General features: G+C 37.5%; 18 protein-coding genes, 1 pseudogene and 1 riboswitch. Of the genes and pseudogenes, 2 read left to right on the forward strand and 17 right to left on the reverse strand.

What is annotated here, in order from left to right; all coding sequences use genetic code 11:
* Positions 1-44: 44 nt before the first annotated feature.
* The 10 genes and pseudogenes from ACTNEP_RS13900 to ACTNEP_RS13945 form a co-directional block, all read right to left on the reverse strand.
* Complete coding sequence (locus ACTNEP_RS13900) at positions 45-842, reverse strand: DUF4097 family beta strand repeat-containing protein (RefSeq protein ID WP_441162626.1); 798 nt, start codon at positions 840-842, stop codon at positions 45-47.
* On the reverse strand, positions 839-1,396 hold the full coding sequence (locus ACTNEP_RS13905; protein ID WP_441162627.1) for a DUF1700 domain-containing protein: 558 nt from the start codon (positions 1,394-1,396) through the stop codon (positions 839-841). Before ACTNEP_RS13905 ends, ACTNEP_RS13900 begins: the two co-directional genes overlap by 4 nt.
* Complete coding sequence (locus ACTNEP_RS13910; RefSeq protein WP_441162628.1) at positions 1,389-1,712, reverse strand: PadR family transcriptional regulator; 324 nt, start codon at positions 1,710-1,712, stop codon at positions 1,389-1,391. The genes ACTNEP_RS13905 and ACTNEP_RS13910 overlap by 8 nt, the downstream gene beginning before the upstream one ends.
* Positions 1,713-2,244: 532 nt before the next feature.
* Positions 2,245-2,442: pseudogene (locus tag ACTNEP_RS13915) on the reverse strand (MerR family transcriptional regulator); the annotation flags it as partial.
* A gap of 47 nt (positions 2,443-2,489) precedes the next feature.
* Positions 2,490-3,218 carry an exonuclease domain-containing protein gene (locus ACTNEP_RS13920; RefSeq protein ID WP_441162629.1) on the reverse strand — a complete coding sequence of 243 codons (729 nt, stop codon included), beginning with the start codon at positions 3,216-3,218 and terminating at the stop codon, positions 2,490-2,492.
* Positions 3,212-4,174 (reverse strand): DUF294 nucleotidyltransferase-like domain-containing protein, encoded by a 963-nt coding sequence (locus tag ACTNEP_RS13925; protein WP_441162630.1) that lies wholly within the window; start codon positions 4,172-4,174, stop codon positions 3,212-3,214. The genes ACTNEP_RS13920 and ACTNEP_RS13925 overlap by 7 nt, the downstream gene beginning before the upstream one ends.
* A 41-nt stretch (positions 4,175-4,215) precedes the next feature.
* Positions 4,216-5,484 (reverse strand): ammonium transporter, encoded by a 1,269-nt coding sequence (locus ACTNEP_RS13930; RefSeq protein WP_441162631.1) that lies wholly within the window; start codon positions 5,482-5,484, stop codon positions 4,216-4,218.
* A 190-nt stretch (positions 5,485-5,674) separates the two neighbouring features.
* Positions 5,675-7,612, reverse strand: a complete 1,938-nt coding sequence (locus ACTNEP_RS13935) for a fructose-specific PTS transporter subunit EIIC (RefSeq protein WP_441162632.1) — start codon at positions 7,610-7,612, stop codon at positions 5,675-5,677.
* A gap of 157 nt (positions 7,613-7,769) precedes the next feature.
* On the reverse strand, positions 7,770-9,695 hold the full coding sequence (locus ACTNEP_RS13940; protein ID WP_441162633.1) for a BglG family transcription antiterminator: 1,926 nt from the start codon (positions 9,693-9,695) through the stop codon (positions 7,770-7,772).
* Positions 9,696-9,805: 110 nt separating this feature from the next.
* Entirely contained in the window at positions 9,806-10,018 is a 213-nt protein-coding gene (locus ACTNEP_RS13945; protein WP_441162634.1) for a CDGSH iron-sulfur domain-containing protein, read from the reverse strand.
* A gap of 111 nt (positions 10,019-10,129) precedes the next feature.
* Between ACTNEP_RS13945 and ACTNEP_RS13950 the strand changes: the two genes are divergently transcribed.
* The gene (locus ACTNEP_RS13950) at positions 10,130-10,507 is read left to right on the forward strand and encodes a carboxymuconolactone decarboxylase family protein (protein ID WP_441162635.1); all 378 of its coding nucleotides are present in this window, start codon (positions 10,130-10,132) and stop codon (positions 10,505-10,507) included.
* Between the two features lie 190 nt (positions 10,508-10,697).
* Here ACTNEP_RS13950 and metA read toward each other — a convergent pair whose 3' ends face one another.
* Both metA and ACTNEP_RS13960 read right to left on the reverse strand, forming a co-directional pair.
* Complete coding sequence (gene metA, locus ACTNEP_RS13955) at positions 10,698-11,603, reverse strand: homoserine O-acetyltransferase MetA (RefSeq protein ID WP_441162636.1); 906 nt, start codon at positions 11,601-11,603, stop codon at positions 10,698-10,700.
* 380 nt (positions 11,604-11,983) lie between these two features.
* Complete coding sequence (locus ACTNEP_RS13960; protein WP_441162637.1) at positions 11,984-12,589, reverse strand: YpjP family protein; 606 nt, start codon at positions 12,587-12,589, stop codon at positions 11,984-11,986.
* 305 nt (positions 12,590-12,894) lie between these two features.
* Positions 12,895-13,001, reverse strand: a riboswitch (SAM riboswitch).
* A 156-nt stretch (positions 13,002-13,157) separates the two neighbouring features.
* Here ACTNEP_RS13960 and ACTNEP_RS13965 point away from each other — a divergent pair.
* Entirely contained in the window at positions 13,158-13,982 is an 825-nt protein-coding gene (locus ACTNEP_RS13965; RefSeq protein ID WP_441162638.1) for an MBL fold metallo-hydrolase, read from the forward strand.
* 309 nt (positions 13,983-14,291) lie between these two features.
* On the opposite strand, the gene ACTNEP_RS13970 is transcribed toward ACTNEP_RS13965, so the two are convergent.
* The 5 genes from ACTNEP_RS13970 to ACTNEP_RS13990 form a co-directional block, all read right to left on the reverse strand.
* Positions 14,292-18,956: a bacterial Ig-like domain-containing protein gene (locus ACTNEP_RS13970; RefSeq protein WP_441162639.1), complete on the reverse strand. Its 4,665-nt coding sequence runs from the start codon at positions 18,954-18,956 to the stop codon at positions 14,292-14,294.
* Positions 18,957-19,270: 314 nt separating this feature from the next.
* Entirely contained in the window at positions 19,271-20,674 is a 1,404-nt protein-coding gene (locus tag ACTNEP_RS13975) for a DHA2 family efflux MFS transporter permease subunit (RefSeq protein WP_441162640.1), read from the reverse strand.
* Between the two features lie 284 nt (positions 20,675-20,958).
* Complete coding sequence (locus ACTNEP_RS13980; RefSeq protein WP_441162641.1) at positions 20,959-21,558, reverse strand: response regulator; 600 nt, start codon at positions 21,556-21,558, stop codon at positions 20,959-20,961.
* Complete coding sequence (locus ACTNEP_RS13985) at positions 21,555-22,688, reverse strand: sensor histidine kinase (RefSeq protein ID WP_441162642.1); 1,134 nt, start codon at positions 22,686-22,688, stop codon at positions 21,555-21,557. Before ACTNEP_RS13985 ends, ACTNEP_RS13980 begins: the two co-directional genes overlap by 4 nt.
* A 291-nt stretch (positions 22,689-22,979) precedes the next feature.
* Positions 22,980-24,032, reverse strand: coding sequence for a fatty acid desaturase (locus ACTNEP_RS13990; RefSeq protein WP_441162643.1), 1,053 nt, complete (start codon positions 24,030-24,032; stop codon positions 22,980-22,982).
* Positions 24,033-24,329: the final 297 nt, after the last annotated feature.

Here is a 24,329-nt window from a genome sequence, read left to right on the forward strand (position 1 = left end):
CGCTTTTTCTTTATCTTCTTTTGTCCCTACCTCTTTACTGCTATTTATTGAGTAACGGTAATACTTCCATTTTTCGTACTTAATTTCACTAGGTTATCTCCGTCACCGATTACTTTATTGTAGTTGGCGTCGTCAAACAGGTTTACTCGACCATTATCTACGTTTGTGTCAAAAATAGTATTTGTTGGCTCTTTCTTGCTATGAATCTTTATTCTTCCATTATCTGTTTCGAGATCAATATTACGATCCAAATCTTCGGTTACTAAGGAAATGGACCCGTTATCTGTTCTGGCAACTAGTTCACCATCAATATTTTCAAGCTGCATTCCCCCATTATTTGTTCTCAGTTGATAATGATCAGCCACGATATCAAACAGCTCTAATTTTCCATTATTTGTTTTGATATCTACTTCATTTACGTTTAAGCTGCCCACTTGTAAACTTCCGTTACTAATTTCAACAGCTAAACGCTGATATTCTTGCTCAGGTAAATAGACTGTTAACGTACGTGAGAGCTCGAAAAAATGGAAACTAAACCATTTCCGCCTCTTATTTTCGGTAGAAATCGAGAGAGTATTATCCTGTTCGTCTACAACTAATTCTGTTTCCGTATGACCATCCTCTGTACCTATCAGTTCTACTTTAGGAGTAGGATCTGTGGTAGGGACAATATTTACTTGCTCATTGTGTACTTGTATTTCCACGGAATCTATTTCCCCGTTATCGAGTTCTTCTGTTACAGAAAGAGGTTCTGGTTCATAAAACCTATAAGACAATAAACTTCCGATACCTCCTACTAATAATAACGCACAGGCAAATATGACAATTCTTTTTACATTCATGATTTCATTCCACCTTTGACAAGATTCACATTATAGTTCAAATATCGCACGAAACCTTTCAGCGCAAGACGAGTGACATATAGCATACCAATCACAATTAGTAATCCGAGCCCACTTAATGTTAGAGTAAAAAACAAATCAAAGAATGCAAAAGTATCTGGAAATATCATGACATTAACCAGAAATAATAATGGAGAAACGACGAATGAAGCACCTGCTATCCACCCTGCCACAATTAAACTGACTAATGCGATAAAAGGTCCGAATACTATAACTAAGTTGAAAAAGCTTAAGCCGATTACAGCCCAAACAGCTTTTAATACATTACCTGGTGATGAGGAGGATTCGACCCGTTCAACATAGTAACTCGCTAAAATTTCTTTTGCTATTTGACTAGGTGAACCTAATGAATGAGCGATATCCTCTTCTGTTTTCCCTTCTGCTTTTCCCATCTCAAAATGCTCACTAAAGTCCTGTAAAATCTCCTGTCTTTCTTCATATGAAAGCTTATTTAATCTTGCATCTAAACTATTTAGAAATTCCTTCTTATTCATTACTAACACCTTCCTTAACAATATGATTTACCCCCTCAGAAAATTGCTGCCATTCCTTGAGCAAATCATGCAGATGCTCTCTACCTTTATCGGTCAATTGATAATATTTGCGTGATGGTCCTTCTTGCGATTCCTGTAAATAAGTTGTAAAGTATTCTTCCTTCTTTAGTCTTCTTAATAAGGGGTACACAGATCCTTCTGAGATAGCAATTTGATCCGATATTTTCTTTACTAGTTCATAGCCATAATGATCTTGCTTATTCAACAAAGCAAGCACACATAACTCTAACGCTCCTTTTTTGAATTGGATATTCATGGTAAAATAACCTCCGTTTTAACTACTATACAATATACAGTACTGATTCGAAAATAGTACTTGTATTTTAACTATACCATCAACTACTGTACATTGCAAGGTACTATTTAAAAAATAGATATATGCACAAAAAAATGACCTATTCAGATAGGCCATTTCGGATCATGCTATTTTTTACGCACTACGATGTTTACCCTTTCATTTTCATAGCGGGACTTGTTTCTTAGTCTCATTGATAAAAGTTTTCTCTCTTTGGGTGGCAATTTTCACACCATCTAAACCGCAGACTTTACATTATTCCTCAAGCTGGTTTTTTGACGTCACTATTCTAAACCCTATGTTGTAGCTGAAACTCTTGCTATGTTCTTTTCTGAAATTCGATTTCTAACCGGATCAGTCTTTGAATGCTTTTAAGCTAGGATTAATTATTAACAAACTTGCACCATAGTAATCTGAACGGACAAGGAAACACTAAAAAACCCCCTTTGTTTATACTCTATAACTGGGGGAGTTATTAATCTTTTAACATTGCTTTGATACCTGCAATGTTAATTCCTTGATCAATTAATTCCTTGATTCTCTTTAATCGTTCGATGTCCTGTAATGAAAACATTCTTCTGTTTCCTTCATTTCTGGCTGGAGATATTAATCCTTGTTCTTCATAATAACGAATTTGCCTTCCACTTAATTTAGTTAATTCTTTTACAACACTTATTGGAAAGGTGGCCATATGATCTGGTATATCATGATTCAATTTCTATTCCTCTCCCTTCACTATTAAGGCAAACTAGCAATATGTGTATAAATATCTTTTAAATTTGTAAAACCCATTTCTTCGACTTTTTTAACATTTTCCGACCACAACCTGGCAGTTGCAGCTGCATCATATAATGCATGGTGTCTTCGGACAATATCCACTCCATAGTAATCACACCATTCATCTAATGTAACGAACGATACTTCTGGAGACACCACCTTGGTTAAAAAGGAGGTATCGATGATACGATGCTGAAAGCTTGTTTTCAACGCCGTCCAGCTAGCATGCTTCATAAACTGTTTTTCATGGCTTGAGTGATGAGCAATCAAGGTATCACTGCGAACAAATTGGAAAAATTGTCTTAATACTTCTGATAAAGGTTCTGCTTGACTAAGCTCGGTTTCCGTGATCCCCGTCAAAGCAGTAATTTCTTCAGAAGGAGGTAATTCACTATTAACTGTCTTATAAAATAATTGGTCCTTTAATATTTCTGCGCCTATCATTTTCACTGCACCAATTGAAAGAATACGATCACCATTGTATGGATAAAAACCGGTAGTTTCAATATCAAACACTACTACAGCTAAATCTTTAAAAGGGGTATTTAACACATCCTTCTGCTTCAACTCTCTTTGCAAATTACGGATATAGGCAATCTTACTCGCATCCGTTTGACTTGTTATAGGATTCATATCGTTCATTTTTCCTGACATCTGTTTAATAAATTGAAGCATTTGATTCATTACCATTTAGAACACTCTTTTTCTAGCGTATTTTTGGTTCTCTCGAACAGTTCTGCACCTTTTTTCATGTATTCTTTCAACTCCTGTTTGTCTTCCTTTGATAACTTTTGCAATGGAATATAATGTACCCCTTCATATTCCGTTGCATCTTTTGTGAATTGAAATTTAAATGCTAACAAACGTTCAAATAGTTCTTGGTACTCTGTTAAAAAGGAGTATTTCGCCTTAAGTGCAACAAATCTTTCGATAGTAGGGGTTTTCATTACTTGATTCCATAAAACCAATAACCGAAGAGCATTAACAAATGGAAATAGTGCAGTTGTTTTGATATTAATCTGACCGGCTCTTTTTCCAGATTGTTGAGGCAATAGTTGTCCAAATACCCCGACACCTTTTTCAATATAACCTACATTATCTACAAGCCTACTCATTATTGAAGGACGGCTTTGAATATATGAAAATATGGCTTGCTTTACATCTTCTAGTAACTTTTCATCTCCTAATAAGACCCGAGAATCAAAGAAAGTGGAAAAATGACGTAACGATTGCCAGCTTTCTTCATCAAGCCAGCCTGTAATTTGTTGCTGCCAATCTTCCTTCGATTTTGTCCATCGTGATTCCGAAGCCATCACTTTACCGTCGCATCGTTCATACCCAACTATCTCCAAGCCATCCACAATCTCCGTTCCTAACTCTTGAAAATAAGTCTGATAACGACTAGGACCATCAAAAATAATGCCATGATCCTGGTCACTCCATACCGATTGTTCTCTTCTTCCGGCACTTCCCATAAGAAAAAAAGCGAAGGGAGCAGGGACTTCCCCCTGCTCTTCCTTAATCTTCTCCATCGCTAATTGTACAATTTTCATCATCAAATCATCATGGAACTGGTTTAAGTTTTCATGATCCAGTTGTTGATGAATCTGTTGTTCTCGCCATTCTTTTATATCTTCGTAACTCATGACGAAGGTCCTCTCCTTTATCGAAGAACTAGAACAATGCATTATTTTGCTTGTTGTTCACTCGGGTTTGGAATGTTCTCAGGGTAACCATAGCTACCATGCTCACTCATGTCAAGACCGATAATCTCTTCTTCCTCAGAAACTCTCAGTCCACCCATTACTTTATCCATAATCTTAAGGATAATGAAGGAAACAACAAATGCATAAATACCAGATACTACAACACCTAGGATTTGAACACCTAATTGTTCGAATCCACCACCATAGAACAGACCTGGCAGACCCCACTCCATACCAATTGATAATGGTTCAGTTGCAAAGAAACCTGTTGAAATAGTTCCCCAAACACCTACAGTACCGTGGACAGATAATGCGAAAATCGGATCATCGATACGAGCTCGATCAAAGAATCGCATACTAGCGTACACAATCAGACCACCAATTGCACCAATCACTACTGCTGCCCATGGTTCTACGAATCCACAAGATGCTGTAATGGCTACCAGACCTGCTAATGCACCATTTAATGTAGTTGGGACGTCGGCTTTGCCTGTTACTGCCCATACGATTAGCAACGCTGCAACAGCGCCTGAAGCGGCTGCTAATTGTGTATTTAATATTACATAACCAAAGAATGCATCTGATACACCAAATGTACTTGCGCCGTTAAATCCGAACCAACCTACCCATAAAAGTAATACGGCTAATGCTGTATATACCTGATTATGTCCAGCTATTTCATTAGATGAACCATCTTTATTATATTTTCCAATACGCGGCTTTAAAATTATGGTTGCCGCTAATGCCGCCATTGCTCCAGTTAAGTGTACAACTGTTGAACCAGCAAAATCTTGCTTACCGTGATCAGCTAACCAGCCACCACCCCAAATCCAGTGGGCAACAACAGGATAAACAAGTGCGGAGAATAGCACTGCAAATATTACATAAGCTGATAATTTTGCACGTTCTGCAAAACCACCGAAAGCTATCGTTAAGGCAATTAATGCAAACATCATTTGAAACATAAAATCAACTGCCGGAGATAAGCCTTCTTCACTAAATGTTGTGTCTCCGTAGAAGAAGTCAGACAAACCGATAAACCAGTTGCCTTCTCCATAAATAAAACCCCAACCGACAGCCCAAAATACGATTGAGCCAATTCCCGCTGTAAAAATTGTTTTACCAGCAATATGACCGGCGTTCTTCATTCTTGTCGAACCAGCCTCTAGTAAGATAAATCCACCAAGCATTAATAAAACTAAAAAAGTACCAATAATGACCCATAAATTATCCATAAGTACAGTTTCCATAGTCTTTTCCCTCTCCTTGTAAATATTATTAACATGAACTGTTACTTACAGTCTATGCTTATCTCTAACACTTCACAATTGTCATGTAAGATAATCTAACAGGGTTTTTGGAAGAGGGTATATTGGATTATTTATAGCAATCAAAAAAAATCTCCCTTATCCAAACATAATGGAAAAGGGAGACTTTTTCTTATTTAATTTGATCTAGCAATTGATATGCTTCATCCTCAGACTTCACATTTAGAAGCTGCTCTCTAAATTGATCATCCATTAACTTTCTAGAGAGCATCTGTAATATTTTCAAATGCGTATCTCCTTCTGCATGTTTTGGTACGGCAATCATAAAAATCAATTTGGAAAGTGAGCCATCAGCACTATGCCAATCGACACCGTCTTTCTTAATTCCTAATACAACGCGTGGGACTGTTACTGCTTCTGATTTACCATGAGGTATGGCTACATTCATCCCAATACCTGTTGAGCTTTCTGCTTCACGAGCTAGTATCGCTTTTTTAAAGTCTTCTTTAGACGTCAATACATTACTAGCAGCTAATTTTTCAATCATTTCATCAATGACACCATCTCTGTCATTTGCTTTTATATCCGTATCAATTAATTCTACATTTGTAATATCTGTCAATTGTTCAATATGCTCCACTGGTTGAGATACAGTAGCGTTATTTACGTCCTCTTCTTCCATGCTACCCGTTTCTTCCATACGAAGATCACTGACATCCTTCTTCAGTAACTTAATCATGAACGCTGTCACAATCGAACCGACAACAATCGCAATGAAGAACATGATAACATTATCAACCGCTCCTAGCACTCCCACAATTGGTCCACCATGAGCTACACTGTCTCCAACATTACTTAGCATTGCTATCACGGAGGCTGTCATGGAACCGATCATAATACTCGGGATAACTCGCAATGGATCCTGTGCCGCAAACGGAATGGCACCTTCAGTGATACCAAAGAATCCCATTGTTAAAGATGCCTTACCAGTTTCTTGTTGTGCTTTTTCAAATTTATTTTTGAACATCAATGTTGCCAATCCTAAACCGATTGGTGGTACAGCAATGGCAGCCGCAATCGCGCCCATGATTTCATAGTTTCCTTCCCCAATCATGGCAGCACCAAACAAGAAAGCTACTTTATTAACTGGGCCACCCATATCAAATGAAATCATTGCACCTAATATAAGCGCTAATAAAACGGAGCTTGTTCCTTGCATACCTGCTAGCCAGCCTGTTAGAGATTCAAAAACCTGTGCTACCGGTGCCCCGATTAATAATACAAAAAGAAGACCTACTACTAAAGAAGATATTACCGGTATAATGATAATTGGCATAATTGGTTGTACCATTTTTGGTACTTTTACATTCTTAATCCATAATGCTACATATCCTGCTAGGAAACCTGCAATAATTCCACCAAGGAAACCTGCACTTGCTTCACTGCCATAAAAGCTACCATTAGCTGCAATAAAACCACCGATCATACCTGGAGCAAGACCGGGACGATCTGCAATACTGTAGGCAATATAACCAGCAAGAATCGGTACCATAAAGCTAAATGCGGCATTTCCAATGGATTCGATCGTTTTCCAGAATGAATCTTCTGGAATAACAATACCACCCTCACCTGGAATACCACCGATCGTTAAGGCAATGGCAATTAATAAACCACCGACTACAATAAATGGCACCATAAATGAAACACCATTCATTAAGTGACGGTAAATAGGGTTTTGCTTTGTTTCTTCTGAAGCTGTCGGCATATTTTCTTTTTGGCTATTTTCGCCTCCTTGATGGACGGACGCATTATCGCTTAATGCTTTCTCTATTAAGCTTTTAGGATTTCGGATACCTTCCTGTACTCCTGCCACTACCATTTTTTTACCGACAAAGCGAGATTTATCAACTGCTTTATCTGCAGCAATAATTACCGCATCTGCTTTTTCAATTTCAGCAGCAGTTAATTCATTTTCTGCCCCAATCGAGCCTTGCGTTTCCACTTTTATCTCTATATCCATCTCTTCAGCTGCTTTTTCTAAATTCTCAGCTGCCATATACGTATGCGCAATCCCATTAGGACAAGATGTAATCGCTACTATTTTTGTCATTATATACACCTTCCCTTGTTGTTAGTACTCACAGTATACCCCAAAAATGGTTAAGCAAAATAAAAGAAATTTACCACTACTTCTGGTAAATATGATTTATTTGCTTATATTCGAAATAAAAAAATCCCTACAGTCAGTGTGAACCTGCACGGATTTCTTATTCAAGTAAAGCTAAAAATTTATCTGTATCTCTAGTCCCTGTTAGTTTTGCAACTAACTCAGGATTACCTGCCAGCCTTGATATCTGGTGGAATAACTTCCTTCTGGAATCTGACGACTCAGGTTTTAAGGCAAGAAAGAATATTAGTGAGACAGATTCTGTCCCCCATTTAATCGGTTGCTTTAGTGTCACTGCTATAATAGTAGATTCACGCACTAAATGTGGAGCACCATGTGGAATCGCGATTCCTCCACCTATCGCTGTAGCTGCTGCTCGTTCACGCAGTAATGCTTGATGCCCATAATCCTCCTCTACCAAGCCATCATGGACTAATCTTTCTGACAGCTTTTCTATCAGCTCAAATCGATGTTCTATTTCTAATTGTAAGAATAGATACTCCTCTTTTAAATAGCGGCTTAATACCGATTCACTATTATCGTGGCTCTTTTCCTGTAAAACACTTCGAAGTTTATTTTTATCATGCTCATTAAAAAGTGGGGTAATAGTAACTTGAGGTATCTCTTCATCCTCTAAGGGTATAGTCGAAACAATCAGATCAACAGATTGCTCCTTTAAAAATGCCTGTAATTGATTTTGCGGAAGTGTCTTCACAATTTCGGTATCATGAAAAGCTGCAGAAATCTTTGAACGAAGAATTTCTGATACACCAATTCCCATATGGCAAACAATCACTATTCGTTTGTTAACCTTACGCTTCCCTCTAATCCGTTCTATCGATGCCTGATAATGTAATGTTAAAAATGCCACCTCATCCTCAGGGATCTGATACGGTAATTCCTCCGCCATATCCTGCAACACAGTAATTAAAGCATCAAACATGAACGGGTACATTTGCTTGATATCCGCTACTAACGGATTCTGGACAGGAAGATCATATTTTAATCGATTAATAACAGAATAGAGGTGTACTTTTAATCCGTCTTTTAAGGTTTCATCATGGTTAAAAGGCATTAATGCCAATACACTTAGTCTTTTTGTTAATACTTCTGTAAGTCGTTCTGCTTGCTGATCAACTTTCACATCATAATAAGGCTCATTTTCGTGTCTTTCTTGAAGCTTAGCACCCAAAAACTGTATTGTAAGGTATACCTTTTCCTGCTCAGGAATGTTAATAAGAAAGATATTCTCTAACTCTTCTACTAAGCGTTCGATCCATTGATATTCTTTTTTCTTTCTAATAATGGAGAATGGATCTTCACTTATTTCAATCAAATGATTGGACTTGATTCTTTTTACCATCACCAGTATATAAACCTTCAAGCTCTTTATGCTTTCATCGGTCAATGGAATGCGGTTTTTCCTGATAAAGGTTAAGAAAGATTGATCGAGCGCTTTCTGTTCATATTCTTTTACTTGTTGATAGATGAAATGAGATTGACTGTCTTCCTTTTCTTTATAATCGTCGAGATGCTGGATTGCTACTCTGATATCCTTTTCAGCCCCATGTACAAGTATACCAATTTTTTGCTTCATCTCCATCTGCACATTTCTCGTTTCTAACCATGCTTGGATCTCTTGGATTACCTTTCTTATCGTCGTATGGGATACAAAGAAACGGTCTGCTAACTGTTGGATAGAGATATTTTCATGGATAAGAAGCTGATAGATTATTTCTTTTTGTTCTGCGACTTCTAACACATTTCTTTTTAGATTACTTTCAGACTGTATGAAAGATAAAATCTTCTGTTTGTCATATTTAGAAATTTCAATGGATACGCCTACACCAGGTTTTCGTACTAAATGACCGGTACCATGCTCTTCTAAAAAGGTTTCCAATACATGTAAGTCATTTCTTATTGTTTTCTCTGAACAGTCTAGCTCATTGGCGAGATGTTGCACTAAAGCTACTTGATCATCGTTTAGTAATAGTCTCCTCAAGAGAATACGTTGCCTCTCTTTCATGAAATCACCTCCATCTCCCCACAACATTACTATAGATTCAGTTCCATCGCAATGGAAATCAAAAGGAAAAGGCACTACCAAACGGTTAGTACCTTTCCACTAGCATTAGACTATTTAGCTCTAATTTCATCCTGAAAACCTATTTCTTTATGTGATCCATCACAGAAAGGCTTATTTTTAGATGCGCCACATCGACACAGAGAAAACTTCGCTTTCGTCTCAAATGGATTCCCTTCCGCATCGACTAATTCGACATCTCCCGTTACTAAAATCGAACCATTGTCTCTTACTTTTAGTTGTACTTTATTTTTGCCCTCACTCATCTTTTATCCCCTCCCTTAACAAATTTTAGCGAGTTCCTGCTTTTCTGTCTATCCTAGCCTGTATAAAATCTTATGCTTTTTCAAACATTAAAATGAAAGGCGGGATAAAGTATGGAGAATCAAGAACAAGTAAATTATTTCGATCAATCAATTGCCGATTTCAAACGTGGTACTACTAGGATGGAGGAGTACTTGCCTGAAGTGACGAAGGGCTATTATCATTTTACCGAAGAAGCTTTTAAGGAAGGATCACTTAGCAAAAAGGAAAAGCAATTGATAGCTTTGGCGATCAGCATCTATGCACAGGATGAATATTGTATTATTTATCATACAAAAGGTGCTGTCGAAAATGGTGCTAGCGAAGAGGAGTTAATGGAGACCCTTGCGGTTAGTGCTGCCCTAGGAGGCGGTGCAGCATTCGCTCAAGCAGTAACTCTTGCAACCGATTCCTATGCACACTATCAGCAAAAATATGCGAAAGAAGATTGAGGCACATAAAGCAGAATTAGTCCTCACCTTATAAAAGCTTAGCTGTTCATTAAGCACCTTAATTTTTCTTATTCTTTGCACATTTCATTCCTCCACTGAATTGGCTCTGCATTGTGATACTTTCCAAGTCAAAAAAGCTTACAACCCATTTCGATTTATCGAAAAGAGTTTAAGCTTTTTTAGTAATTTTTTAAAGCTCGTAAGGTGTTTCTTGATAGACATAGTAATTGAGCCAATTGGAGATCAATATATTAGAATGGGTACGCCATCGTAACTTTGGCGTTTCGTTTGGATCGTTATCTGGATAATAATTTTCCGGTATCATTGGATGAAGGCCAGCAGCTGTGTCCCGATCAAATTCCTTCTTTAGTGTGAACGCATCATATTCAGGATGTCCAGTAACAAATATCTGTTTTCCATCGGTTGAAGCAACTATATATACCCCGGCACGATCAGATTCACTTAATATTTTGAGAGTCGGTACTTTTGCAATATCTTCCTTACGGATATCAGCATAGCGGGAGTGCGGTACCAAAAACTCCTCATCAAAACCACTTACTAATTTTTCCCTTGGATCATTTACAGTATGTGTATAGATCCCCGATAATTTGTCTGGCATTATATGTTTATCTATCCCAAAGTGATAGTATAATCCGGCCATCGCCCCCCAGCAAATATGCAATGTAGAGGTTACATTCGTCTTACTCCACTTCATGATTTCTGATAGTTCTTCCCAATAATCCACTTCTTCATAGGCCAGTTTTTCAATCGGTGCACCAGTAATAATTAGTCCATCAAATTTATTGGCTTTCACATCATCAATTGATTTGTAAAATTGCTTTAAATGCTCCGGAGAAGTATTTCTGGATGTATGTGTACTGGTATGCAATAATCCTACCTCTATTTGTAATGGGCTATTCCCTAATAATCGCAATAAGTGCGTTTCTGTTTGCTGCTTCAACGGCATTAAATTCAATATTAATATTTTAAGTGGCCGAATATCTTGTTTAAATGCCCGACTTTCATCCATCACGAAAATATTCTCTTCTTGCAATCTACTCTTAGCAGGTAACAAATCCGGCACTTTTATAGGCATTTTTTTAAGACTCCTTTTTAATAAATTCAATAAATCAAAAAAATTCACGATAAGACTTATTTTAGCTATATTTCGACATAAAATAAAGCGAAATGCAAAAAAATTCTGACAATATTTTTGCATTATGGTTAAAAAGAGATTGAGACAAAAAGAAAGTGTTTCGTCTAGAAGCCGGCAATGTGCTAATAGCGCGCAGGAAAAATAAGTAGACTCCTGTGGGAAAGCGTAGTGTGAAGACCCTATAGAAAAAGTGAACTTCTTTTTCGAGGAGGCTGAGGATAAGCCCGCGGAAAGCGGAGTATAATTCCGTAGCGGGTATTCGCACCGTTTATGTTCGGAATTTGCTGGATAAAACACACTTTTGTCTCAGCCTCTTACTTTTACGACATCCATTTTGGTGGTGTATCTTTCCCCCAATAAACTTCACCTATCGGGAGATGTTCTTCAAATTGATCGTCATGTAGATGATAGTGGAATTGAAAATAATAACCGTCTTGTGGTTTCTTTAACCGATTGACATGAAACTTTGCAACATTTTCTTTTTCTTTTGCATTGTATAAATTAAAGATCCGCTCACCATATCCATCGGCAGGATCTTCTGCAATCATTAAAAATTGGCTTTCTTCTTCACCAATTGTTTCATACAATTCCTCTAAAACCGTTTCCATGTTTGGTAAAACGACGTCATTGATCTCGCGGTTAATTTTCGCCGAGATTTTTGTTCCCAGCTTTGTTTGCACTTGCTCTTTAGCAAGCGTATTTAATTGCTGTAGATAAAGTTGATTCGCATCTTCAAGGACAACATTTTCTTCCGTTATCGAATCTGCTAATTCCTCTTTATCCACTGGTTTTGACCGGTCTTCACTTGGCTCTAGATCCCTTTTTCCTACATCTACATCTCCATCAATGTAGATTGGAGGAACATATAAACCAAGTGTTAGTATTGTCACTAATAAAACGGTTAATTTTTTCATCCACTTTTTCATCCCGATCGAACTCCCTCACATCGACTTACTAAAATTTTATCATGTTTTACTAATTTGTCCATACGTGTAAAGGGGTTTTCCTTATTTACATACATTTTACTTTTTTTCAACCACAGGATGGATGGTAGCTTGAATGCCCAATCTCTTAATTTAATGTTGATTCACTAATGGTTTACATAGTAATGCACGTTCATATCATTGGATTCACCTCACTATTATGGATCTATAAAAAATCCTTCTCTATTTTAAAGATAGAGAAGGATTCAGCTTGTGACTGTATAAATGAAAACAATCTGCGACGAATCTTCTCATCTTCGAATCAAAACCTGATTCTCTGAAATTGGCACCGGGCACAGATGTGCTGGTTGCCGAGGCTTCTTAAGGTCAGTCCCTCCACCTCTCTGGATAAGAAAATCTTTCCGTATATTAAATTATCTCAAGTACATGATTTGGTAAAAATATTATCACATAACTTTTAAAACAACAAGTAATTTTTGCTAAATTGTATAAATCTATACATTTCACCCCACAATAAGTATAGTGTACGTTATGATAAGGTGGGAGAAAGATGGATCAAGAACATACTGATAATTGGAAAGACCTTGAACACGACTTAGACCATGCAATACCAGAAGAGGTACTTCCAGATGTTGCATATTATCGAACACTGATTGTGAATATCGTGATGATCGGAGCACCCGATGAAGAGTGGGTGTTAGTTGATACCGGTACGCGAAAATATCAAGATAGAATACTACATGCTTGCGAATATCGTTATGGTAACAAAGCACCTCAGGCAATTATATTAACACATGGGCATTTTGACCATATTGGTTCTGCCAAAAAGCTAGCAGAATACTGGCAAGTGCCGATTTATATTCATGAAAACGAAATAGACTATGTAACAGGCAAAAAGGAATATCCACCTGGGGATCCAACCGTTGGAGGTGGGATGATCTCCTTATTATCAGGAATCTTTCCAACTAAACCAGAACACCTAGAAGGACTTGTTTCTACTTTGCCAACAGACGGTACGGTTCCTTTCCTAAAGGATTGGAAATACATTGAAACGTTTGGACATACCCCAGGCCATATCAGTTTATTCCGTGAACAGGACCGCTCATTAATCGCAGGTGATGCGATTTCTACGGAAAAACCAGAATCATCCATAGCAGTGTTTTTCCCACTACAGCATGTTTACGGACCACCTGCTTATTTTACACAAGACTGGATGAAAGCAGAGCAATCTGTAAAAAAGCTGGCTGCGCTAGATCCCGATATCATTATCGCAGGACACGGTGTACCAATGAAGGGCGAGACAATGAAACAGGAGTTGAAAAAGCTGGCCAAAAACTTTATCGAGCAAGCAATTCCTAAGCATAAAAGGCAGTGATGGCATGTATTAACTGCCAACACCGCCTACATTTATCATGGTGCTAAATGTCTGTAAGACCCCCACTTCTAGTTCCAAGTAACAAAGGATACGTCTAGTGATATCAGACGCTAATTTTTGCTACTGCTCAGTGGAGGTTAACCCCTCACTGAGCATATTCTAACTTCATCTTTTTTGAACAGTTCATCCACGAATTTCATTTGTGAAATGTCCTTCTATCTTGCTGAAGCCGAGCCCACGGAGGTGAAGGATTTTGTCGGAGCTGTAGCTAAATATATTTTTTACTGTACCAACCTTTTCTTTATTCAATCATGAGGTTTTCATCTTATGATTGTTATGCTTTTTTCTTATCAAAACAAATATGACTGAACCGATAAGAAGGAAAAACATTCCTATCATGCCCCAATTAAAGATATTGGTTGCTGTATTTGGCAGTATGGATCCGTTATTTTCTTCTAGTGGAATTTGCTCGGCTTGTACACTATCTGTTCCAAATACAGTGAAAGTACTAAAATGCTCAACATTTGCTGTTACTTTCCCATCCTTATAGCTACCTCCAACTGATTTCCATTCCTGATTTTCTTCGTTTAAGTGATAGATACTTAATTCATTTGGATCCTCTACACTTTGGTCATCTACGATAAAAGACAGCGTGACAGAATGAATCCCAAATTCACTTATCTCTTTCCCATTCTGTTCAATGGTAAAATCATACACAGCACTTACAGCATGTTCTACGTCATCATCGAGCTTATCCAGTGTAATAAATGCTTCACCCTCTGTCAAAATTGCTGTAGGAATCGTTAACTCTACTTCATTATTTCGAATATGAAGGACAGCTCCTTTATCTTTCAACCGTTTCACTTGATCCTCTGTTAAATGAACAGTTACCAGTCCAGTTTCAACTGGCAATTCGATAATCAAAAGATTATTTTCACCGATATTCTCTATGTCTGACAAATCAATTTCTGCTACTCCATCTTTTACATTTGGTGTTGTGATAATAGGAGTTTCCCCTGATTTACTATCTTGATCTCTACTACCATCTGTATTTGGATCACTTCCGGGAGAAGACGGTTTGTCATTATCATTATCTTCATCCTTGTCTTTGTCTGGATCTTTTGGAGGATCTGGTACCTCCTCTTCTTTGTCATCGTCAGATGGTGCTTCAAATTGAGCCATAAATTCATTAAAGGTATCCCAAATATCTCCCCATATAATTTGTCCATCTTCATTTCTTGTAAATGCTGTAATTTCCGCTAAGATGGTTAAAACATCTTGAGGGACTTGATCGCCAGCATGATTCACCGTTTTGCTACCTGTGTACATAAAGTTTTTATCTGTCAATAGTCGTGACGGATACTCATCTGCTGTCTGTGTAGTATTTATTTCTTTCGTATGGAAAGAGATAAAACCATCAATCGTAAAGTCTTCCTCAATTCCAGAGTAAGTAGTAAACGCGATATTGCGACCTTCATTATCAAATGCATAATTATTCTCTGCAATCACCCCTGGGTTACTATTACTATCAAATCCTACTGCGCCATTACCAAATGCAACACTATTTCGAATCACATGTGGCACATGTACACCCTCTCCACCAAGCTTGAAGCCATTTTTACTACCTTTACCTGGTTCACTACCTGTTACATAACCATTGTTGAAAGCAATACTATTCTCAATAGTAACAGCACCGATTGCTCCTGTTCCTACTTTCGTGTATAAATCCCAACCATCATCAATATTATTATGTGAAATCGAGCCTCGGAAAACATTACCTTCCCCGACGGTTAATTTTGCTGCGAATCCGTCCGCATTATTTTCAGAAGGGTCTCGATTATCAAAGGCCATACTGTTTAATACAAGATTATCTGACGGCCATTCTTCCATTGTGTCTGCTTGATCTGTCCGACTTATTTGTAATCCAGTATCCCCGTTTTCATATACAGCAACATTCTCAATAATATTATGACTACCCCCGATATTATACCCTTTCATATTAGGACCTGAGCGTGTAAAATCAATCCCTTTTACATGCCAATAATCTCCACTATGAACAACACCTTCTGATCGGTTATCAAAATCGATAATTGGTCTATTTTCCGCTTCAGGATCAGCCACTAGCATTTTTCTTTCTACTTCTGTTCCATCATTGTATTTAGCAATCTCCAGCTTTTCACTGCGAAGGTAGTGTCCTTCCTGCACAATAATTTTCTGACCTTTTTGGACATAATCAATAGCTGTATCTAGGTCTAACGGTTGTTCTCTTGATCCATCACCATTGCTTGTACCGTCTGGAGCAACGTAAATATTCCCATTCTCACCTGCAAAAGTCTTCATTGATACAGTAACATTTCTTACGATTGAACGGTAATCGGTCAGCTCTTGTGTATCATCTGGCACAAGCACAACAGTAAAATTTGTAGTCCGATTAGATTCTAAAGTTGTTTCCAGTTCGACTATTTCATCCCCTGTTACACGGATATCTTCGGCGAGAATGTCTTGCCCTTTTCTAACAGTTGCCCAGCCATCAACATTTGATTGAAACATGAAGGAATAATCTGCATCTGCTGTTTTGTCCAACGATACAATATCTAAATTAGGGGTCATCGGTTCTTTTGGTGGTTCTACTTTCGGCGCATCTGTTTCAGCAGCACTTACAGTCAATTCCATGTTACTTACTTCGATCGTTGCCACACGTGCAGTATAGAAGCCAACATACATTTTATCATTTTGCACATTTACTATTTCTGGTTCAAAGATAATATGTTCATCCCCATCATTTAGCTTTCCGACAAAACCACTATTTGTTTTCTGTAATGTTAGACGATAATTTGTTTCTGTTGTTTCTAATGACGGCTTCTGTTCGTCGATCATGATTCGTTGTAATCCTTGGCTACCTTCTCCATCAGGTGATAGCACCCCTGTCCTGACAAAAAGCTGCGTACCATTCGGGTCTCTGGTACCTCCGCTAAATCCACCAACTGCAGCTATATTAGAGGCAAAAACAGCAGAATCACCTTCTGTTCCAATAGCATCCCTTGCCATAATACCAAACGATTCCTGGCCATCATGAGGGTCTTTGGCATAATTCAGTACTTTAATATCTGCAGATAAAACAAAATTGTCTTGATTAGCATCTAGTTCTGTATAATAATACGAAATGCCATCATGATCTCCCGTAATTTTACCTCCATTATCTGCAGTTAATTTCACTGTTCCATCATCGACTATTTCTACTTTATTGTTAGAAGAAGATGTAGATTGCCCGAAATGGATCGACTTCCATTCATATTCCTGTTGTTCACGAACAGTGACTGCATACGTAATAGCTGATAATCCATCAATATTTGGCTCAACTTTAATCTCATACACTCCAGGTTTGTTACTATCAAAGGCAGAAGAGTCGATATGATAATTAGCTTCGTCAACCAACTCTTTATCACCGTTATCATACACTTTCACCACTGTTAAGCCAGTGCTTTGAAAAGAATCTCCTACCAAAAAGGTTGTTTGCGGATAGTCTTGTACTTCTATCTGTTGCAATTCTTTTTCTTTCACTGTAATAGGTAGTGTAGCTGTAGCTTGTTTATATTGAATGGTAAGTTCCTTCTCTCCAGTCGTTTCGGAATCAAAGTCTTGGACTTCCAAATCTGTCGGCATCAGCCTTACAGCTTGCTCATCTGTGTAAACAGCATAGACTGCTATTCCAGATAGGTCGAGCTTCTCCCCTAAGAAATAGACCTGTTTTCTTGGTAATCTGCGAATTTCCAACTCTTTCACACTTGCTTCTATTACGTCGATCGTAAAAGAAGTAGTTACATCTGGTCTCTCAGTCGATGCAACCACTACTTCTTGCGTTCCTGATTCGTCTAGTACCGTGCCTTCTCCTATCTCCTCACCATCAATACTTAACGTATAGAGTTCATCTGACACTTCTTCTGTAACAAAACCATCATTATATATCGCTTCAATGACTAAACCTTCTGGCTGAAATAGGTCACCTATATAATACTTTTCTTTAGCTGGATAGTATTTAATCTCCAAATCCGTCACTGTAAGTGGCACGATTTCGACAGTGATAGTTTCTGTGAATCCATTATAATGAATAGTTAACGTATTAGTGCCAATCTCCGTACTATCAAAGCCCGTGACCAGATAATCCTCTGGCGAAAGTCTTTCTGTTGTACCGTCGTCATATATAGCTGTCACTTCAAGGCCAGTTAAATCTAGCTCTTCCCCGACTAGATACTCTCGTTTCTCCAAATTTTTCTCATCCAATTTTAAACCGCTTACATTTTGTGATTCTGTAACGGTAATATCCTCGAATGTCACTTTTGCTCCTCTTGCCACATAAACACCGACATGTATCGCTTCCGAAAACACATCTTCTGCCGTAAATACTTCTGTTTCTCCATTGGATGTAAGTGAGTACGTATCCCCTGTTTTCCTTATGGATAATTGATATACTTCATCCATTACAGGAGCTTTATTATCTGAAAACACATCTAATTTTGTTAAAGAATCTTTTTTGTAAAATCCTTTTATTACCTGATCCAATCCACCCACAGCTACATAGTTAGATTCATGTCCATCAGAACTACGGTGCTCCCCAATTTCGTCTCTTAGCATTAAACCGAAGGAAACCTGATTATCAGGCTCAAAATGTTCCACTGTAGCTGTTGCACTTATCTCAAAATTTGCTTGAGCAGAAATAGCATCATACAAAAAGGAAATACCATCATCACTGCTGGATATTTTACCACCATTTGCTTCAATCGTTGCTGCATTTTCGGAATGAATAATAGGATCTGGATTTCGGTCATTAGATGTATTAGAACCAAAAACAGCAAATTCCATACTGCTTATATTGTGAATACTTGAAGTTTTTGCTGTGATACTGACCATTTGGACATTAGATAATAAAAGGATAGCTATCGCAAAAATTGCAAATATTCGTTGATTTTTTTTCATCTCATCACCTTCTTTTTTTTATTAATAAAAAAACGATAAATATATCCTCCTTTCTAACCTATTACCAAAATAACAACGTTGTTATTTTTGGGCGTCATACTGTGTAGCTGCACTTCATACAACTAGAATTGTAATCGCATACATAGTAGTGGTCAACAGTTTCCCTAATTATCGACAATTTAAATACTAAAATGAGTCTATCTTACTACAAAAAAAGGATCGTTCGGATTTTGCATGTAAAAAATTTACTCGTTTTTATAAATGCATGCAATCTAGCATCCTACCCTTATCAGAAAAAGAGATTAGCGTTAACGCTAATCTCCTTCTTCTTCTTTATATGGTCTACTATTTTTAACAAAAAAGGATAGAATTAAGCCGACTAAAGTAATAATAGAAAGCACTAAAAAGGCTGTATTAGCCCCTGTTATCCCCGGATGCGCGTCCCCGCTTTGTTCAGCAATTGATTGCGCTTGTGTGAGTATTGTAACCATAATCGCTGTACCAACAGAAGCGGAAACATTCCGTAATGTATTATCCATTGCTGCACCATGTGCAATTAGTCTCTTTGGCAATTGATTTAAACCAGCAGTCGCAACAGGCATCATCACCATAGAAATACCTAGCATTCTAAGTGCAAACACAACGGTTAAATAGGTAATAGACGTTTTGTCATCGAGAACCGTAAATAAAAAGGAACCGATCACCATCAAAGAAAAGCCAATTATTGCAAGCCATCTTGCTCCGACTTTATCGAATATCCTTCCAGTAATTGGAGACATCAAACCCGTTATTAAAGCTCCAGGTAGAATGACAAGACCAGAGTCAACAGCTGAAAAATCCCTAGCATCCTGCATATATAACGGAACTAACGTTTCTACTGCAATTAAACCCATAAAGGCAATCATTCCAAGACTTACGGTTAATGGAAAGATGGAATAAGTAAACACACGAAATTCCAACATCGGGTGTGCTAACTTCAATTGTCGTAAAATAAACCAAACAAGGGAGATAACTCCTACAGATAGTACGATAATAGTTATTGGCGAGCCCCAACCATTATTACCTGCACTCGTAAACCCATATAACAAACCACCAAAACCAAATGAAGATAATATAATCGACAGGACATCAAGTTTAGGCTTAGAGACCTCTGTTACATTCTTCATAACAAAATAAGCGATAATAATGTCAATAATAGCAATTGGTAAAATAATATAGAATAAAACACGCCATGAATACTGTTCAGTAATCCACCCTGATAGTGATGGTCCAATTGCTGGAGCGAAAGAAATTACCAGCCCTACCAGCCCCATTATCGTTCCCCGTTTATTGACTGGATAAATCATCAGAAATACCGTCTGCATTAATGGTAGCATGACACCAGCACCTGCTGATTGAATCACTCGACCAGCTAACAGCACAGGAAAATTCGGAGCCAATCCCGCTACAAGTGTACCTAAGGCAAATACACTCATTGCAGTAATGAATAATTGTCTTGTTGTAAATCGATCTATTAGAAAGGCGGTAATTGGAATCATTATACCGTTAATCATCATAAAGATCGTTGTTAACCATTGTGCTGAGTTAGCAGTTATCCCCATTTCATTCATAATCGGAGGAATTGCTGTAATCATCAATGTTTGATTAAGTATAGCGATAAAAGAGCCCGCTAATAACAAAGCAACGATGGTCCCTCGCTTTTGAACAGATGCAGTCATTCTCTCACTCCCATTTATTGATTTTTTCTAGTTACAAAAGATATTGTATAGTCCTTAAAGTGAGACTTCCCTCAGTAGGATTTTTATCTCCACTGAGGGTAAACGAAATTAAGGGTTTACGGACGATCAACACCGTAATAAAGAAAACTCGGCCCCACCACAAAATGGCGAAACCCTTCGTTTTACTCATTTACAATTTTTACTACGCCTCGTTATTACTCTGCTAAAATATTATACTTTCCTAGCGTATAAAAAAGCAAAAAATAGAAACTGAAAAACAGCTTCTATTTTAACCAGCCTTTTTCATTCACTTTTGCTATTGCTTCGATTCGATTATCTACCTCTAATTTATCCAAAATAATAGATATATAATTCCGAACAGTACCATTCGATAAAAAAAGCTCTTTCGCAATACCTTTTGTTGTTTTTCCTTCTGCTAATAATTTCATTACTTCGATTTCTCTCCTCGTAAGAGGATTCTCTTCCGAAAAGGCGATGTCAATTAATTCCGGAGAGTAGACCCTTTTCCCCTTCATGATTTGTCGAATTGATTGTGCCAAATCCTCACTAGGACTATCCTTTAGCAAGTAACCACTGACACCTGCATTTCTTGCTCTTTCAAAATATCCCGGTCTCGCGAAGGTCGTAAGGATCACGACTTTACAAAAGTGATTTCGCAAACGTTCTGCCGCATCTAGTCCTGTCATTACCGGCATCTCAATATCCATTAAGCAAATATCCGGCTTTTCCTTTTTTACTAAAGCTAATACTTCTTCTCCATTACTTGCTTTTCCGACCACTTCCATATCTTTTTCTAAATCTAATAAAGCACCAAGTGCACCTAATAACAACTGTTGATCTTCAGCTAACACAATCCGGATCACAGCTCTTCCTCCTCTTCTATCTGCTTCAAAACTTTTGGAACAGATATATACACTTCAAAACCATCATTTTTTCTCTTAATATCAAGTGTTCCATTGACAAATTCCAGCCGTTCTCTCATTCCCTTTAATCCATTTCCATAACTCTTCTTACTCGTATTACCAATACCGTTATCACTTATAGCTAGTTGTATGGCCTGTTTTGTTTCAATAATGTGGATGGAGCAGAAATCTGCCTGGCTATGCTTGACTACATTGGTTACTGCTTCTTTTAAGCACATGCTTAATACATTCTCAAGAAATAACGGGAGATGCTCACAATCAGCTTCAAATTTAATTTCCTTGTCTATTCCTGCTGCGACCAGTAATTGCTTAGCATGTTCCACTTCTTCTGTTAGTCGAATACTTCTCATATTCGATACCATTTCACGAACTTCTTTCAATGCCTGCCTAGCCGTATCCTGCACATCTTGCAGCTCTTTCCTCGCAGCATCAGTATCTTTTTCAATCAGCTTGGCGGATAATTCACTTTTTAAACCAATCATCGATAATTTTTGTCCCAATGTATCATGTAAATCTCTAGCAATACGATGACGCTCTTCAATGATCGCTAATTGGGCAATTTTTTTATTTGCATCTTCTAACTGCCCTTCTAACACCTCTTGTTTTAATCGATTATAGCGATTAATCGGTATTAAGATAATTCCCAAAATAGTCATAATCAAAAAAGGGAACTGGCTTAAAAAGGAGGTATAATTTATAAAAAACCCTGCTGTCATTGCCCCGACAGATATAACAAGATGAATAACATACATCGTTATAAATCCTGCTTTACTTCGAATATTACCAATAAAAAAGGCCGTAAACAGGGCGAAATAAACATATTGAAACAAAATCGTCATGATAATATGAATTACAAATTCAATACTCAATCCTATGTACACTAATGGACCATATGAATTAAATGTTGTCCAGTATACACCGAAAAACAACATTGTCGCTGCTATCCCTGCCGCAATCTCCCACAAGGAAGTAGAACGAAAAATGAAATAAAATGGCAACACACAAAAAATAATCCATATATACAAACTCAAACCCGTGTTCCGAGGAAAAATATCATACCAATGCTTCATTCCATCACCTCATAGTGTCCATTCCCTGTTAGAAATTTCCTTTTATTAAAACTTTAAATCGTTAGTGTGATTGTTAAACGGAGAGATCGCAAAAGGAATATTCAAGGTAAGATTATCTTCGTTATTCCACAAATCCTTACTCTTTCTTTTTAGATTTGTTCATTATCCTGATTTTCTAACGCACATAAAAAATGCTCGGTCCTATTGATTAGTTAACACTAACAATAAAAAGCCCCTGTCAACATTGTACCAAAAGAATTGGAACAAGTGGACAGGGGGGAACGTCAGAAATCAAGAACGAAGCGTTTGAGTACCTTTCGCAGAAGGTAACGAGATATTTGCTTTCTTTTTATTTCTCTTTTTCATTTCTTTGAAGCTAATAAATGTTTTCTGCTCTTCATCATATAAACGGAAACGGATAGATTCCAAGCTTGTCCTTAATGTAATAGTAGTTGCCTTTTGTAATGGTGGTGTTTCCTTGTGAGCCTTCTCCAAGTGATAATTTGGTACTCTTGGCGCCAAATGATGCACATGGTGATAACCAATATTTCCAGTCATCCATTCCAACCATTTCGGTAACTTATAATAAGAACTTCCGTCTACCGCAGCCTTCACATAATCCCATTCTGATTCATTTTCAAAGTAGGAATCTTCAAACTGATGCTGAACATAGAACAGCCAAATCCCTAGAACACCAGCTATATATGCAATCGGTAATTGAACAAGTAAAATCGCCTGCCATCCTAACGTCAACGCGATAATCGTATAGATCGCAACCAGCATAAAGTTAATTAAATACGTATTCCATCTCTCTTTCTTACGAGCGTCCTTTCGATTAAAGCGATTTTCATACAAGAATAAGGCAAACGGCCCTAAGCCAAACATAACAAAAGGATTACGGTACAGACGATATTGTAACCTTCCCCATTTACTGGCATTTTCATACTCTTTAACGGTCATAATCCAAATATCACCGGTACCACGTTGATCTAAATTACCGCTTGTTGCATGGTGTATCGAATGTTCTCTTTTCCATTTTTCAAAAGCGAAATGGGTAATAACACCTGTCAACGTCCCGATCACACGATTCCACTTCTTATTTTTGAAAAAAGATTGGTGAGCACAATCATGGAATATAATAAACGTTCGCACCATGAATCCCGCCGCAATAATTGAAAAAGCAAGACTTAAAAAAATCGAGACCGACAAACTTTGATATGCCAGATACCACAATATAAAAAACGGTGGAATGGTGTTAAATAATTGCATCATGCTTGCCTTTGTTTTTGATGTAGCATAAGGCATGACATCTTTTCGCAATTTGGCTTGTTTTTGTTTACTCATCATTATCCCTACTTTCGATCTTCTATATCTAAAGTTTACGCCAACTGACGAGGTTATATAAGACACAATTGTCAGGATTTCAAGATGACATTTGTCATGTTTGCAGTCATATATTTCCAATAGCTAATGGAACTTCGCGATTTAATTAGCTAGTTTGTTTACTACTAAAAGATATTTGTGTCATTCTCATATAAAGATTAATGAAAGCGTTGACAAAATAAACTTCTATATGGTACTATCTTAGCAATCCTACACATAATATCTCTTCAAGTACTCTACAAAACTTCAAAATGACTT

The sequence above is a fragment of the Gracilibacillus sp. HCP3S3_G5_2 genome (genome assembly GCF_052063305.1).
GTDB lineage: Bacteria > Bacillota > Bacilli > Bacillales > Amphibacillaceae > Gracilibacillus.